13 protein-coding genes are annotated in these 15,541 nt (G+C 67.8%); 7 read left to right on the forward strand and 6 right to left on the reverse strand.

From position 1 onward, the window contains the following. Nucleotides 1–9: 9 nt before the first annotated feature. The 3 genes from yidD to rpmH are packed head-to-tail and all read right to left on the reverse strand — an operon-like array spanning nucleotide 10 to nucleotide 835. Complete coding sequence (gene yidD, locus ABD260_RS12610) at nucleotides 10–315, reverse strand: membrane protein insertion efficiency factor YidD (protein ID WP_425553334.1); 306 nt, start codon at nucleotides 313–315, stop codon at nucleotides 10–12. A gap of 5 nt (nucleotides 316–320) precedes the next feature. Continuing rightward, nucleotides 321–671 (reverse strand): ribonuclease P protein component, encoded by a 351-nt coding sequence (gene rnpA, locus ABD260_RS12615; protein WP_344233636.1) that lies wholly within the window; start codon nucleotides 669–671, stop codon nucleotides 321–323. Between the two features lie 26 nt (nucleotides 672–697). Further along, nucleotides 698–835 carry a 50S ribosomal protein L34 gene (rpmH, locus tag ABD260_RS12620; protein WP_130386492.1) on the reverse strand — a complete coding sequence of 46 codons (138 nt, stop codon included), beginning with the start codon at nucleotides 833–835 and terminating at the stop codon, nucleotides 698–700. A gap of 2,060 nt (nucleotides 836–2,895) precedes the next feature. On the opposite strand from rpmH, the gene dnaA reads away from it, so the two are divergent. The 6 genes from dnaA to ABD260_RS12650 all read left to right on the forward strand — a co-directional run bounded on the left by dnaA (nucleotide 2,896) and on the right by ABD260_RS12650 (nucleotide 11,213). Next, entirely contained in the window at nucleotides 2,896–5,541 is a 2,646-nt protein-coding gene (gene dnaA / locus ABD260_RS37555; protein WP_425553337.1) for a chromosomal replication initiator protein DnaA, read from the forward strand. A 485-nt stretch (nucleotides 5,542–6,026) separates the two neighbouring features. Then, complete coding sequence (gene dnaN / locus ABD260_RS12630; RefSeq protein ID WP_344233638.1) at nucleotides 6,027–7,172, forward strand: DNA polymerase III subunit beta; 1,146 nt, start codon at nucleotides 6,027–6,029, stop codon at nucleotides 7,170–7,172. Between the two features lie 26 nt (nucleotides 7,173–7,198). Beyond that, nucleotides 7,199–8,116 carry a phosphogluconate dehydrogenase (NAD(+)-dependent, decarboxylating) gene (gene gnd, locus ABD260_RS12635; protein WP_344233639.1) on the forward strand — a complete coding sequence of 306 codons (918 nt, stop codon included), beginning with the start codon at nucleotides 7,199–7,201 and terminating at the stop codon, nucleotides 8,114–8,116. Between the two features lies 1 nt (nucleotide 8,117). Continuing rightward, nucleotides 8,118–9,257: a DNA replication/repair protein RecF gene (gene recF / locus ABD260_RS12640; protein WP_344233640.1), complete on the forward strand. Its 1,140-nt coding sequence runs from the start codon at nucleotides 8,118–8,120 to the stop codon at nucleotides 9,255–9,257. Continuing rightward, nucleotides 9,250–9,825 (forward strand): DciA family protein, encoded by a 576-nt coding sequence (locus ABD260_RS12645; protein WP_344233641.1) that lies wholly within the window; start codon nucleotides 9,250–9,252, stop codon nucleotides 9,823–9,825. Before recF ends, ABD260_RS12645 begins: the two co-directional genes overlap by 8 nt. Before the next feature lie 53 nt (nucleotides 9,826–9,878). Beyond that, nucleotides 9,879–11,213: a hypothetical protein gene (locus ABD260_RS12650; RefSeq protein WP_344233642.1), complete on the forward strand. Its 1,335-nt coding sequence runs from the start codon at nucleotides 9,879–9,881 to the stop codon at nucleotides 11,211–11,213. A gap of 54 nt (nucleotides 11,214–11,267) precedes the next feature. Here ABD260_RS12650 and ABD260_RS12655 read toward each other — a convergent pair whose 3' ends face one another. From ABD260_RS12655 to ABD260_RS12665, 3 genes are read right to left on the reverse strand one after another with little or no spacing between them, the layout of a single operon-like run. Continuing rightward, nucleotides 11,268–11,825, reverse strand: a complete 558-nt coding sequence (locus tag ABD260_RS12655; protein ID WP_344233643.1) for a hypothetical protein — start codon at nucleotides 11,823–11,825, stop codon at nucleotides 11,268–11,270. Continuing rightward, entirely contained in the window at nucleotides 11,822–12,427 is a 606-nt protein-coding gene (locus tag ABD260_RS12660) for a hypothetical protein (protein WP_344233644.1), read from the reverse strand. Before ABD260_RS12660 ends, ABD260_RS12655 begins: the two co-directional genes overlap by 4 nt. After that, a complete protein-coding gene (locus ABD260_RS12665; protein ID WP_344233645.1) occupies nucleotides 12,424–13,056 on the reverse strand; it encodes a hypothetical protein in 633 nt (210 codons plus the stop codon). Before ABD260_RS12665 ends, ABD260_RS12660 begins: the two co-directional genes overlap by 4 nt. A gap of 462 nt (nucleotides 13,057–13,518) precedes the next feature. Here ABD260_RS12665 and gyrB point away from each other — a divergent pair, with 462 nt between their 5' ends. Then, complete coding sequence (gene gyrB / locus ABD260_RS12670) at nucleotides 13,519–15,495, forward strand: DNA topoisomerase (ATP-hydrolyzing) subunit B (RefSeq protein WP_344233893.1); 1,977 nt, start codon at nucleotides 13,519–13,521, stop codon at nucleotides 15,493–15,495. The last annotated feature ends 46 nt before the right edge of the window (nucleotides 15,496–15,541 follow it).

A 15,541-nucleotide genomic window follows, 5' to 3' on the forward strand; every position in this document is an offset into this window, starting at 1 on the left:
AAGAGTCACTCACACACCTCGCTGCACAGGCCCGGCGTCGGCTGACGATCCGGGCTGGTTGGCGGAGAGGGACTCTCCGCGCTGGTCGACATCTGTGGGTGGAACGGGGTCGTAGCCGCCGGGGTTCCACGGGTGGCAGCGGAGGAGTCGCCTCACCGCCAGCCAGCTACCGCGCACCGCACCGTGGCGTTCGACCGCTTCCAAGGCGTACGCCGAACAACTCGGGTAGAACCTGCACACCTGCCCGTACAGCGGGCTGATCAGCAGGCGGTACAGCTTGAGAAAACCGATGATCCCGCTCCGCACGGGATTCACGCGCATCATGATCGCTGCAACCGGCGGAGCGCACCGTCGACATCCGCCACCAGCTCGTCGTACGACGCCGAGGCGGACGACGGAAGGGCGCGGACAACGGTCAGGCTGCCGGCCGGCAGATCGGTGAGCCGCGATGCCAGCACGGCACGCAGGCGGCGGTGGACCCGGTTCCGCAGAACCGCGTTGCCCACCGCCTTGTTCACAACGAATCCGACGCGAGGGGGTGCGGCCGGGTCGCCCTGGCCGTCCGCCACCAGCAGGTGGAGAACCACCGCGCGCCGCGCCGCACGACGTCCGGACCGGACGGCGCGACGGAAGTCGTCGGACCGGCGCAGCCGGTTCGACGCGGGCAACACGAGGTGGTCACCGTCGAGGAGGTCGCTCAGGCCGCGAGGCGCTGACGACCCTTGCCACGGCGGGCGGCGATGATCGCCCGGCCCGCACGGGTGCGCATCCGAAGACGGAAGCCGTGCTTCTTGTGCCGACGACGGTTGTTCGGCTGGAACGTCCGCTTGCTCACTGGAATGACTCCGGTTACTCGAGATCACAAATTGTCGACAAGTCCACTGATTAGGACCTGCCCGGTGGTGCAGTCCTGCACACCGTCGGAGAACCAGTAAGGTCCCGCAGGGAGCGCAGCACGAAAGGGCCGGCTCAACACCGACCGATCCACGATAGGTGGCCTGCTGTGGACAGGTCAAACCAGGTATCCCCAGAGTTTTCCACAGGCTTGTGGACAGTGTAGTGGACAGCCGGTTGCCGCCGACGCCGGCCACCGGCCCCGTACGCTCTGGTTCGAATCGGGCACCGAGAGCGATTTCCAACCATGACTACGCTCCGGCGTCCACCCGACACGCCGGAGGTTGCCCCCAATTTGGTGTTCATAGCCTGTGGATGACGGCTTGAAGGTGCCTGGGCGGACTTGTTAGCGTCACTCCTTCACACCAGAGGTCCCACACCCCGCGATCGGTAACCAACCTGCTCCGGCGGTCGTTCACAACTGTGGACAACCGTGTGGACAAAGTCGGAGGCCGAGCGCGGCGGTAGCTACCGCGCTGAGCCGAACAACACTCCGACTCAACAGCCGCACGGTGTCGGGTCGAACGGTCGCGCCGGATGGGAGCTTTCCCGGACGGCGCCGGCCACCGCAGCGATGGATTCGGGGAGCAACGCGTGGTCGAGGACCATTCCGCCAATGCGGATTTCACACCCAGCCCATTCACCACCGGCCCTTTCACGACCGGCCCGGCCGAAGACCGGACGGCGCCCGCCGGCGACGGCAAACAGGACCTACGGCCCGAACCCGACGCCGGCCTCCGGCCCGAGCCGACCGCCAACTTCCGCACCGAGGTCCCGCCCGCGCCCGAACCGCGCCCGCGCACCGAGCAGCCCCGCCCGGAGCCACCGCGGACGGAGCGCTCACGGATAGATCAGGCCCAGCGGGAGCAGTCGCGGACCGACCAGGCGCGGGCAGAGCAGTCGCCGACGGACTACGCGCCGCGGGAGCAGGCGCGGATGGATCCGGGTGATTACCTGAGCCCGTCGCTGCCGATCCCGATGCCGCAGCAGCCGCCGGCGTCCGGGTACCGCCCCGCGCCGCCGCCCGGACCGTACGGCTACCGCTCCGACCTCGAGCGCGCCGCCACCGATCTCCCCGCCGTCGGAGCCACGTACTTCGGCAGCGCACCCGCCATCGGCGACATCCAACACGCCGGTACGGGCAACCAGTGGAGCGGATCCGCCGAATGGGGTACAGGCACCCGAGACACAACCGTCCCGGGACCGAACGAGGGTGATGCACCAGTGGACAACCCAGCCCCCAACCAGTGGACCCCCACCCCCGACTCGCACACCCCGGAACCGCTGTTCCCCGAGGCATCTGTCTCCAGCGGGGCGACCGCCGCAGCATCCGGCGATCAGCAGTCGAGCGACTCCCCCGACGATCAGCAACCCGTCATCCAGTCGAACGCGGACACCTCCGGCACGGATGAACCGACGACAGAGCCCGTTCCCAACCAGCAGTTCCAACTCGCGGAGCGGGACACCGCCGACCAGCGCGCCACCGGACCCGAGCAGCAGGTGTCCGGGCAGTCGGCGTTTCAGCAGCGCGGCTCTGAGGAGCAGGTGCCCACGGACGGGGTGAACCAGGAAGACCCTCGGCAGGAGCAGCCGCGGGAGGAGCTGCAGTCAGCACAGCAACTCCCCCAGGAACAGCCGGCACAAGAGCAGGTTGCTCGCGAACAGGGTTCATACGAACAGAACACGTACGCCCAGCAGGCGCACGAGCAGAACCCGCCTGAGCAGCAGGCACCTTCGCTGACGCAGGAGTCGTTCTCACCGCAGAGTCAGTCTGAAGAACAGATCCCTCAAGAGCAGTCGCAGGAGCAGCCTTCTCACGAGCGGTCGCCGGAGCAGCATTCTCAGGAGCCTGTGTCTCAGGAGGCTTCGCAGCAGCAGTCGTATCAGCAAGTTGGTGGGCAGGTACTGGGCCAACAGACTGACTCGCAGCAGGTAGCTGAGCAGGCGACTGCGCACTACGTGCCTCAGCAGGCCGCTCCTCAGCAAGCGCGGCAACCGCAGATGGCGCCGCAGCAACATCAGCTCCACCAGCCGACGCAGCAGCACGACCTGCAAGCGCAGCAAGTGCAGGGCCAGGGCCAGGATGACCAGCACGGACAGCACTTCGGGCAGCAGTACACCCAGCAACCGGGCGGGCAGCAGCACGGTGGGCAACAGCTCGGTGAGCAACAGCTCGGTGGACAGCAGTACGCGCAGCAGCACGCACAGCAGGCGGCCGGGCAGCAGGCGGTTGGGCAGCAGTCGGGTGGGGGCCAGCAGTTCGGCGGGCACCAGCAGGTGAGCGGACAGCAGTCACAGCAGGTGGGTGGGCAGCCGTCGCAGCAGGTGGGTGGGCAGCCGCAGCAAGTGGGTGGACCGCAGCAGGGTGGTGTGCAGCACCAGCAGCAGTCGGGGGGTGCGCCGGTGGGGGCCGCTACGGACCTGGGGGACGCCTGGGCGCGGGTGCTTGCTGGGTTGCCGCCGAATCAGCGGGCCTGGTTGACGAACTCGCGGCCGGTGACGTTGCACGAGAGTACGGCGATCGTCGCGGTGCCGGACGACTTCACCCGGGGGCAGTTGGAGACTCGGCTGCGGCCGGATCTTGAGCGGATTCTGACCGAGAGCTTCGGGCGGGACATCAGGATCGCGGTGACTGTCGACCCGTCGCTCGACCCGGAGATCCGGGAGCAGCAGGCGGCCTCGCAGCAGCAGTACTCACAACAGTCCGCGCAGCAACCGGGTCAGCGTCTCCAGCAGAATCCCTTGGGGCAGCAGTACGGACAGCAGCCACAGCTGCAGCAGCACGGCCAACAGCAGTCACACCAGCAGCCGGGGCAGTTCGGGCAGCCAGGCCAGCAAGGTGGGCTAGGGCAGGCGGGGCAGCGGAGTGGGCTGGGCGAGCAAGGTGGGTTTGGGCAGCCTGGGCAGTTCGGGCAGCACAGTCAGCTTGGGCAGTCGGGTCAGTTCGGGCAGCCTGGGCAGTTCGGTGAGAGCGGGCAGCCGGCGCACCAGCAGTCAGGTACGGCGGACCAGCACCAGCAGCAGGTTGAGCAATCCCAGCAGCAGGCGAATGGCTCGCACCGGGACGGCCAACTGCAGCAAGGACAGCAGCCGTTTGCTCAGCAGCACGGCCAGCAGGCAGACGGACAACCGCATGGGGCGCAGGGACCTGGCCACGGGCAGGAGCACGGGCAGCCGCAGTTCCAGGGGAACGGGCAGCAGGGAGAACTGCAGCACGGCCAGGACCAGGGACGGCAGGGGCAGCAGCACGGGCAGGGGCAAGGGGACGGGCCGCAGCAGGGGAACGGGCAAGCGCAGCAGTACAGCGGGCAACAGCCGGAGACCGGGCACCACGGACAGCAGTCAGGCGGCGGGCAGCAGGGGAACGGGCAGCAGGGTGGGGGTGGGCGGCCTCGGCCGCCGGCGGTGCGGGAGCCGTTGCGTACGGAGGGGGCGTACCAGCCCACGATCCAGTCCGCGCTGACTGATCCGGATCACGGCACGCAGTACGGGCAGCAGCAGGACGCCCAGCAGCACTACGGTCAGCCGCCGTTCGGGCAGCCGCTTGGTTCGGTCGCCCCGCGGCCGAGTGGCTCCGTACCGACGCAGCCGGCCACCGAGGCGCAGGGTGAGGCGCGGCTGAACCCGAAGTACACCTTCGAGACCTTCGTCATCGGCAGCTCCAACCGGTTCGCGCACGCGGCGGCCGTCGCGGTCGCGGAGGCGCCGGGCAAGGCGTACAACCCGCAGCTGATCTACGGCGACTCCGGTCTGGGCAAGACGCATCTGTTGCACGCGATCGGCCACTACGTCCGCAGCCTCTACACCGGGGCCCGCGTCCGGTACGTGTCGAGCGAAGAGTTCACCAACGACTTCATCAACGCGATCCGCGACGACAAGGCGTCCCAGTTCCAGCGCCGGTACCGCGATGTCGACGTACTGCTGATCGACGACATCCAGTTCCTCGAGGGCAAGATCCAGACGCAGGAAGAGTTCTTCCACACCTTCAACACGCTGCACAACGCGAACAAGCAGATCGTGATCAGCTCCGACCGCGCACCGAAGCGGCTGGAGGCGCTGGAGGACCGGCTGCGGAACCGGTTCGAGTGGGGCCTGATCACCGACATCCAGCCGCCGGACCTGGAGACCCGGATCGCGATCCTGCGGAAGAAGGCGGCGACCGAGCGGCTGACCGCGCCGCCGGAGGTGCTGGAGTTCATCGCGTCGAAGGTGCAGACCAACATCCGCGAGCTCGAGGGCGCGCTGATCAGGGTGACCGCGTTCGCCAGCCTGAACCGGCAGCCGGTCGATCTGAGCCTGGCCGAGATCGTGCTGAAGGACCTGATCCCCGAGGGCAGCAAGCCCGAGGTGACCGCGAGCATGATCATGGGCCAGACCGCCTCGTACTTCGGTCTGTCCATCGACGACCTGTGCGGGTCGAGCCGGAGCCGTGTACTGGTGACTGCCCGGCAGATCGCCATGTACCTGTGCCGCGAACTGACCGATCTGTCGCTGCCGAAGATCGGCCAGCAGTTCGGCGGCCGTGACCACACGACCGTGATGCACGCCGAGCGGAAGATCCGGCAGCTGATGTCCGAGCGGCGCTCGGTCTTCAATCAGGTCACCGAGCTGACCAACCGGATCAAGCATCAGGCCAAGCAGCAGTAGCCGGATCGAGTGCTTCCGAGAGCTGCACAGCCTGGGGACACAACTGTGGAAAACTGTGGGTATTGCCGTGGAAAGGTCAGTCGATCCTGTGGATCCGCTGTGGGGACAGATTTCTCCGTCCACCGTCGTCCGCAGACAAAGCGAGCGCCGTCCACACGCCGTCCACATGGCCATTTGCGGTCTGACCTGCGAAGACACCGCTTTTCCACACTATCCACCGGTGCGAAGAACACTATGGAATCTATAGAGGTCCCAAAGTCCACAAAACGAACGAGCGGCTCGATCTGGGGAAAACCCCGCACTCGCGCCGGCTTGAGCAACCTGTCAGGCTGTCCTCGACAGCAGTTGCAGAACAGCTGGCAGCAATACCGGTACGACGCCGACGCGACCCGCCCGAAGCGCCACGTCCGGCCCGAATGGCGCACAGCACACTTGTCCGTGGCAGGATCTGCCTGGCACCCAGCCGATACAGGAGGCACCCAGCGGTGAAGTTTCGCGTCGAGCGCGACGTACTGGCCGAGTCGGTGGCCTGGGCCGCGCGTAGTTTGCCCAGTCGTCCCAGCGTCCCGATCCTGGCCGGCCTTCTGGTCGAGGCCGCGGACGGGCAGATCACCCTGTCCGGCTTCGACTACGAAACGTCGGTCCGAGTCACCGTGCCCGCGCAGGTCGCGGACCCCGGTAAGTGCCTGATCTCCGGCCGGCTCGTCGCCGACATCTCCAAGAGCCTCCCGAACCAGCCGGTGGATGTCGCGGTGGACGGTGCGAAGGCTCAGGTCACCTGTGGCAGCTCGCGGTTCACTCTGCAGACGCTTCCCACCGAGGAATATCCGGCCCTTCCGGAGCTCCCGGCCGCGAGCGGCACGGTGAAGGCCGACGTCTTCACCCAGGCCGTCACCCAGGTCGTCACCGCGGCCGGCCGCGAGGACACGCTGCCGGTGCTGACCGGGGTCCGGGTCGAGATCGAGGGTTCGACGATCTCCCTGCTGGCCACCGACCGGTACCGGCTGGCGATCCGTGAGCTGGAGTGGAACCCGGAGTCCCCCGATGCGTCGGCGGCCGCGCTGATCCCGGCCCGGGTCCTGTCCGAGACCGCCAAGGCGATGACCGGCTCGGACGTGACCGTGTCGCTGGCCGCGCCGGGTACCGGTGATGGCATCGTCGGCTTCGAGGGGCAGGTGTCCGGCGGCAGCCGGCGCGCCACCACCCGGCTGCTGGACGGCGAGTTCCCGAAGGTCCGTGGCATCATCCCGACCGACGCGGCGATCGCGACCCGGGTCCGGATCGACACCGCGACCCTGGTCGAGGCGGTCAAGCGGGTCGCGCTGGTGGCCGAGCGGAACGCGCCGGTCCGGCTGACGTTCGAGGACGACACCGTGACGCTGGACGCCGGCAGCGGCGACGAGGCGCAGGCGTCCGAGTCGCTCGAGGCGCGGGTTTCCGGTGACCCGGTGACCGTGGGCTTCAACCCGACGTACCTGCTCGACGGCCTGGGCGCGATCGGTACTCCGGTCGCTCACCTGGCCTTCACCCAGGCGACGAAGCCGGCCGAGCTGACCGGCGTCCGGGACTTCGACGGCGACCCGATCAGCGAGTTCCGGTACGTGCTGATGCCGGTCCGCCTGAACAGCTGAAATCCAACAGAACAAGGGGATTCATGATGGAGCTCGGCCTTGTCGGTCTCGGCAAGATGGGCGGCAACATGCGCCAGCGGATCCGCGACGCGGGTCACACCGTGGTCGGTTTCGACTCGAACCAGGAGATCTCCGACGCCAAGGACCTGGCCGACATGGTCGGCAAGCTGACCGCGAGCGGGCAGCCGAAGGTGGTCTGGGTGATGGTCCCGGTGCAGGCGATCGACCCGGTCGTCACCGAGCTGGCCGAGCTGCTGTCGCCCGGTGACATCGTGATCGACGGCGGCAACAGCCGCTGGACCGACGACACCCGGCGGGCCGCGCAACTGGCCGAGAAGGACATCCGGTTCGTCGACTGCGGTGTCTCCGGCGGCGTCTGGGGCCTGGAGAACGGGTACGCGCTGATGTGCGGCGGCGACAAGGACACCGTCGACGTGGTGATGCCGATCTTCGAGGCGCTCAAGCCCGAGGGTGAGTTCGGTTTCGTGCACGCCGGCAAGGTCGGTGCCGGGCATTTCTCGAAGATGGTCCACAACGGCATCGAGTACGGCATCATGCAGGCGTACGCCGAGGGCTATGAGCTGCTCGAGGCCGCCGACATCGTCGACAACGTGCCGGAGGCGTTCCGGTCCTGGCGTGAAGGCACCGTGATCCGGTCCTGGCTGCTGGACCTGCTGGTGAACGCGCTCGAGGACGACAACCACCTGGCCAAGATCCAGGGCTATGCCGACGACTCCGGTGAGGGTCGCTGGACGGTCGAGGCGGCGATCGACAACGCCGTTCCGGTGCCGGCCATCGCGGCCGCGCTGTTCGCCCGGTTCTCGTCGCGGCAGGACGACTCGCCGGCGATGAAGGCGATCGCCGCGATGCGCAACCAGTTCGGCGGTCACGCGGTGAAGGGCGCCGAGGACCCCTCGTACGCGACGCCGCCGACCAAGCACTGAGGTGTACGTCACCGCCCTGGGTCTGATCGACTTCCGGTCCTATCAGCAGGCGGAGGTCGAGCTCGCCCCGGGCGTGACGGCTTTCGTCGGGCCGAACGGCCACGGCAAGACCAACCTGGTCGAAGCGATCCACTACACCGCCACGCTCGGTTCGCACCGGGTCGCGACCGATGCCCCGCTGGTGCGGGCCGGCGCCACCCGGGCGATCGTGCGGACCGAGATCCGCAGCCAGTACGACCGGGACGTGGTCGTCGAGCTGGAAATCAATCCTGGGAAGGCAAACCGGGCCCGGATCAACCGTTCGCCGGTGCCGCGGCCCCGGGAAGTACTCGGCCTGCTGCGGACGGTGCTGTTCGCGCCCGAGGATCTCGCCCTGGTGAAGGGTGATCCGTCCGAGCGGCGGCGCTTCCTGGACGAACTGCTGACGCTGCGATCGCCGCGGATGGCCGGCGTCCGGCAGGACTACGACCGGGTGCTGAAGCAACGGAACTCGTTGCTCCGGAGCGCTTCACAGGCACGTCGCCAGAACCGGACCGGTGCGGCCGAAGGACAGCTGCGTACGCTCGAAGTCTGGGACTCGCATCTTGCCCGGACCGGCTCCGACCTGCTGGCGACCCGGCTGGAACTGCTGGAATCCCTGCGCCCGTTGGTTTCCAGCGCGTACGATGCTGTTGCCCGCGGCAAGGGTGATGCGCGGCTCGAGTACAAGTCGTCGATCGTGCTCGAACCCGGGGTCGTCTCGCGAGAGCAACTGGCGGAGGTGCTGCTCGCGACCGTGCGGGAGAAGCGGCAGGACGAGCTGGACCGGGGCGTGTCGCTGGTCGGACCGCATCGCGACGACGTCGTACTCGGGCTCGGCGACTTGCCCGCGAAGGGGTACGCGAGTCACGGTGAGTCGTGGTCGTTCTCGCTGGCGTTGCGGCTGGCGTCGTACGAGTTGCTGCGCGCGGACGGAGGTGAACCGGTGCTGATCCTGGACGACGTGTTCGCCGAGCTCGACTCGCAGCGCCGGGACCGGCTGGCCGAGCTGGTCGCGCCGGCCGAGCAGGTGCTGGTGACCGCGGCGGTCGGCGCGGACGTGCCGGCTGAGCTCAGCGGGGTGCGCTTCGAGGTCGGGGACGGGACCGTCCGGCGTGCCTGAACCTCCGGATTCCGCTGCGAGCGACCCTAAAAGCGACCCTGAGAGCGACCCGGGGCCGGAGGCCGAACACGACAAGCAGGGTCTGGATCTGGCCAAGTCGCTGGCCGGCCGGCTCAAGCAGCAGGCGGCGAAGGGCGGCATCAAGCCGGTCAAGCGCCGCCGCCGGCCGCGGATCGACGGCGCCCAGATCAGCAGTGCCCGCCCCGACGACCGCGACCCGCAGCGGCTGACCAACACGCTCGGCCGGCTGATGCGCGACCAGGGCTGGGAGGTCGACGTCGCGGTCCACGGCGTGATGGCGCGCTGGCCGTCGATCGTCGGCCGCGAGATGGCCGAACATTGCAAACCGGAGTCGTACGAGGACACCGTGCTGACCGTCCGGACCTCATCGACCGCCTGGGCGACCCAGCTCAAGCTGCTGGCCCCCGACCTGGTCCGCCGCCTGAACAGCGAACTCGGCGAAGGCACCGTCACTCGCGTCAACGTCGAGGGCCCGCACACCCCCTCCTGGCGCAAAGGCCCCCGCACCATCCGCGGCGGCCGCGGCCCGCGGGACACCTACGGCTGACGGCTGGGCGCGGATTGCGGTAGCGACCCACCGCTCCCTTAGGATCGGGCCCGATGCGCACGCTCGTTGATGGCTTTCGCGAGATGGTCCACCTGATCCTGGACACGTTCCGGCTCTGGTGGAAGAACTTGCTGCCCATGACCACCTGGTGGGTGGCTGGGTATCTCGGCTTCTCGGTGTGCATGCAGGGTGCGATCTGGCTGGGCCGGCACTCGCACTCGAGCCTCGGTACGGGCCTGTTCGCGGTCGGCGTGCTACTGCAGATCACCGCGGCGGTCGGCATGATCCGGACCTGCGCGATGTCGCTGTACCGCTGGCGGGACGCGGCGAGCAACGAGGCCGAGGAAACCTCGGACCCGACGCAGCGCGGCCTGCTGGAGCTGCTGGCTGTCACGCTGCTGCCGCTGGTCGCGGTCTGGTCCGCCTGGGGCTTCTTCGACGATCAGGTCCAGCAACTCGCGGCCACCAACTTGGTGCAGAACGGTACGCAGTCCGGCTCCCAGTTCTTCAAGCTCGGTCCGACGAGTTGGCATCAGTACCTGCCGGCGCTTGTCATCCTGCTGGTGCTGCGCCGGGTGCTGCAGGGCGTCGACGACCGCTGGCCGAACCGGCCGGTGAAGTTCGCCCAGACCTGGGCCGAGGCCTTCTTCGTACTGCTGACGTTCGTGATCACGCCGTTCGCGATCCTCGAGGGCAAGGACTGGTTCAAGGACCGAACCTTCTGGTACTGGTCGGTGGACTGGTGGGACAGCGCGAAGGAGTTCTTCGCCGGTATCCACATCCCGATCCCGGCCGGGATCGAGTTCCTCTGGGGCTTCTTCTGGGAGTCCCTGTGGCCGCTGTTCAAGCTGGGTGTCGCCGAGCCGCTGACCTGGCTGGCGATCACCACGGTCGTCTTCGGGCACCGTGTGCTCTCCGGCGGTGCCGCGTTCCGGGGTACCCGGCTGGAGCGCAGCCTGGGGGTTCGCGCCGAGGCGGAGCCGGCGCAGCGCGGGCGCATTGTCGAGCTGACGTACAAGGCTCCGGACCTGCTGCTCGCCGGTGTACGGGAGAAGTTCTACCCGGCGATCAACGCGTTCCGGCTGCTGGTCCGGGTCGGGCCGGTGTTCCTCGGTGTGGTCTGCATGGTCTACACGTTCTGGCTGCTGGGCAGTGACTGGGCGTACGTCGGTATCCAGCGCCTGATCGGGAACCACGGTGACTACTGGGGCCTGATGAACATGGAGATCACCAGCCTGATCCGCGACATCATCTTCGAGCCGCTCCGGATAGCGCTGCTCGCGGCCGCGTTCGACCTGTGCATCTCGGTCGGTACGCAGCGCCGTACCGAAGCCGCTGCCGCCGCGGAGGCGAAGGAAACCGAAGCCAAGCAGCCGGTCACCGCCTGACGATCACCGCGGCACCAACCGGCGCGGCCTAGGCGGTCAGCGTGGTCAAGGCGGTCAGGGCGTGAGCATCGCGCGGCGGCGCTCGTCGAAGTCCTCGAAGACGATCCCGGTCAGATGCGGGACAGCCGTCTTCGGGACCACGTACACCTGCGCGACCTTGGCCGGCTTGTTCATCGTGAACGGGTGGTCGTCGTCACTGCAGTACGTCGGCAGCGGATAGCCGTACGCCTGCTGGTCTTCCCAGCTGTTGCCGCGGTCGTCCCGCAGCGTGCTGCCGCAGCTGAACCCGCGCTCCTTGAGGAACAACCCGTCCCGCGGCGTGGCCGTCAGGTTGGCGACCACCACGACCGCACCCGCCGGAGCCCCGAGGCTGATCGGCTTCCCCTCGTCGTCGACCAGGGTGGTGTACGCCTTGAGCGACTCGAGCTTCCACTCGACATGCCCGATCGTCACCGGCCCTTGACTGACCACCTGGTCGATCCGGCCCTGCTTGTAGATCTGTTCCTCGTCGGCGATGTACGGCCGCAGCATCACGACGACACCGACAGCCAGCAGCGACACCAGCAGTGAGATCTGCACGGTCAGCCGGGACGTCCGGCCGGAGAAATTCATGACGCCACCCGGGTGACCGACTTCTCCACGACGTACTCCGGCGCGGCGGTGTCGACCATCTTCTGCGCGATCGCCTCGGTCGGGATGCCGAGATCGACCTGGATGTTGGAGTTGTAGACGTTGAAGATCATCAGCGAGCGCAGTTTCAGCGTCAGGCCCTTCATGTCCGCCGGGTTCACCTCGAAGACGAGCGTGCCGGACTTCGCGAACCCGGCGTCCGGGAAGTCCATCCCGCTGCTGCTCACCCCCTGCACCGGCTCGTACACACTGCCTCCGTCGGCGATCAGCGTCGGGGTGATGCCGTCCGGTTTCTTCGCGCCGCGGACCGCGTCCCACTCGATCGCCAGGTAGATGCCGTTCGTCTCCAGCGGCTTGTCGTCGTCACTGGCGGTGCTGTCGATCACCGAGCGGGCGAACTTGATCCGGGTCACCTTCATCGTCGATCCGCTGCCGGCGTAGTCGAGCGCCTGCCCGATCGTGCCGCCGACCACCTTGATGTTCTGCTCGTCGTACACCTGGTCGGGCGTTGCCAGCCGGGTCAGGCCGCCGACCAGCACGAAGACGACGCCGACCAGGATCGTCGCGGGGCGGTAGAGCTTCATTTGCTGCCCTCGTCGGTCTTCTCGGTCGGAGTGAAGCGAACCACCGCGACCGGTGTCTCGTTCTGCCAGAACTTGGTGTCGTTCGCGCCGAACACGCCGCTGGTCGCTTCGTACGACTCGGCCTGGACGCCGATCTCGACCTCGTCGGCCTTGAAGTCCGGTGCCACCTTGAACTCCGTGTAGCAGTCCTCCGGCGGCAGTCCGTACACGAGCACCCAGTTGATCTCGCCGCGGCAGGTGACCCCGGACGAGTCGACCAGGTCCTCGCCGTGGCCCGGAACGAAGATCAGCAGGTTGCTGCGTGGGTTCTGGCTCTTGTGTTCCTCGGAGTCGATGTTCTTCGCCTTGAACGAGACCCGGATCCTGGACTCGGCGTCGCTGTACTCGGTCTTCGGCTTGCGCAGGATGACGGCGCCGGTGAAGTCGTACTCGTACCGGCCCGCGGTGACGCTGGCCGGGGCGGTCAGGGTCGGGACCGAGCGGCCCTTCCGTTCCTTCCAGCCGCCGGTCGCCAGGATCACGAGCGCCGCGACCACGACGAGGGCGATCACCACCAGCCAGATCCGCCGATGCCGGTGAATCACCCGGTCGGCGATCATCGCGTCGATGATCTCGTCGAGACTTTCCACGGCAGCGATCCTAAGGGGCGGTGGGTGCGCGGCCGGAACCCCGCGGCCCCGGCCGCCGGCCGGCCCGGATCCGGCGCCCTGGCAGCGGTCTGGACCGGTCGGTGGCCGAGTGGCCGAATCCGGGACATTCGAAAGCCGGCTGAGAGCCACTCAGTGCCCGTGAGCGCTTTCCGGCACCCCTCCCGCGAGAGGGGACATGGCGATGAGGGAGAAAAGACGCCCTGAGGTGAGTTTCAGGCGGCTGGTGGCAGGTTCTGCTTCGCTCGACGGGTACACTGGTGGACGCACCGCCGCCATCACCGTAGACGGCGGCTCTACTGTGCCGCGATGCCTCGCGAACGCGGGGTCCGAGGAGGACAACCACCGGTGACCGACGAGCCGATCGAGATCGACGCCAACCAGTCCGCCGACCCCATCGGCCGCAGTGATACCGACGCACCCGATGCCAGTGAGCTCCCCGAGATGCTCGACGCGATCCCGTCGAACGTGGTCGAGCGGGAGTACGACGCGAGCGCGATCCAGGTCCTGGAAGGGCTGGACGCGGTCCGGAAGCGCCCCGGGATGTACATCGGGTCCACCGGTGAGCGCGGTCTGCACCATCTTGTCACCGAGGTGGTCGACAACGCGGTCGACGAGGCAATGGCCGGGTACGGCGACCGGATCGTGGTGACGCTGCTCGGCGACGGCGGCGTCCGGGTCGAGGACAACGGCCGCGGCATCCCGGTCGGCATCGTCGAGTCCGAGGGCAAGCCGGCCGTCACGGTCGTGCTGACCGTGCTGCACGCCGGCGGCAAGTTCGGCGGCGGTGGCTACAAGGTGTCCGGCGGTCTGCACGGCGTCGGCGTCTCGGTTGTGAACGCGCTGTCCACCCGGCTCCAGGTCGACGTGAAGACCGGCGGCAAGCTGTACACACAGTCCTTCACCATGGGCAACCCGGACGAGGACCTGGCCGAGATCGGCACCTCGGACTCGAACGGTACGACGATCACCTTCTGGGCCAGCCCGGATGTCTTCGAGACGACCACCTACTCGTACGAGACGCTGGCCACCCGCTTCCGCGAGTACGCCTTCCTGAACAAGGGCCTCGAGCTGGTGATCCGGGACGAGCGCCCCGATCACATCGACGAGGACGGCAAGCCCCTGGAGCAGTCCTTCCGGTACGCGGACGGGCTGGTCGACTACGTGAAGTACCTGACCGGTATTCGCGAGACCGTGCACCGGGACGTGATCTCGTTCGAGGCGGCCACCGCCGACGACACCATGAGCCTCGAGGTCGCGCTGCAGTGGAGCGGATCGTTCCAGGAGTCGGTGCACACCTTCGCGAACGCGATCAACACGCACGAGGGCGGCACCCACGAAGAGGGCTTCCGGGCCGCGCTGACCTCGCTGGTGAACTCGTTCGGCGAGGACCAGGGGATGATCAAGAAGAAGGAGGACAGGCTCACCGGTGACGACATCCGGGAGGGTCTGACCGCGATCATCTCGGTCAAGCTGGCCGAGCCGCAGTTCGAGGGCCAGACCAAGACCAAGCTCGGCAACACCGAGGTCAAGGGTTTCGTCCAGCGGGTCGTGAACGACAAGCTCGGCGCCTGGTTCGAGCAGAACCCGGCCGAGGGCCGCGAGATCATCCGCAAGGCGAGCGCCGCGGCGAGCGCCCGGATCGCGGCCCGCAAGGCCCGCGACCTGGCCCGGAACCGCAAGGGCCTGCTCGGCGGCGGCGGACTGCCCGGCAAGCTGGCCGACTGCCAGTCGACCAACCCCGAGGAGTGCGAGGTCTACATCGTCGAGGGTGACTCGGCCGGTGGCTCCGCGAAGGGCGGCCGGGATCCGAAGTTCCAGGCCATCCTGCCGATCCGGGGCAAGATCCTGAACGTCGAGAAGGCCCGGATCGACAAGGTCCTGCAGAACAACGAGGTCCAGGCGATCATCTCCGCGCTCGGCACCGGTATCCACGAGGACTTCGACGAAGAGAAGCTCCGGTACCACAAGATCGTGATCATGGCCGACGCCGACGTCGACGGCCAGCACATCCGTACGCTGCTGCTGACGCTGCTGTTCCGGTTCATGCGGCCGCTGATCGAGCGTGGCCATGTGTACGCCGCGCAGCCGCCGCTGTACAAGATCCGCTGGAGCAACCAGCCGGACGAGCTGGCGTACACCGACCGCGAGCGGGACGGCCTGCTCGAGGCCGGCGCCGAAGCGGGCAAGAAGCTGCCCAAGGAGAACCCGATCCAGCGCTACAAGGGTCTGGGCGAGATGAACGCGAACGAGCTGTGGGAAACCACGATGGACCCGGCCAACCGGGTGCTGCTGCAGATCACCCTCGACGACGCGGTCCGCGCCGACGAGACGTTCCAGACGCTGATGGGCGACGACATCGAGGCACGGCGCAGCTTCATCCAGCGCAATGCCAAGGACGTCCGCTTCCTTGATATTTAGCGCCGTCTCGACATCCGATCTCGCTGCTCATCCGACGTACTCATCT

The sequence above is a fragment of the Kribbella hippodromi genome (assembly GCF_039531045.1).
Taxonomy (GTDB): Bacteria; Actinomycetota; Actinomycetes; order Propionibacteriales; family Kribbellaceae; genus Kribbella; species Kribbella hippodromi.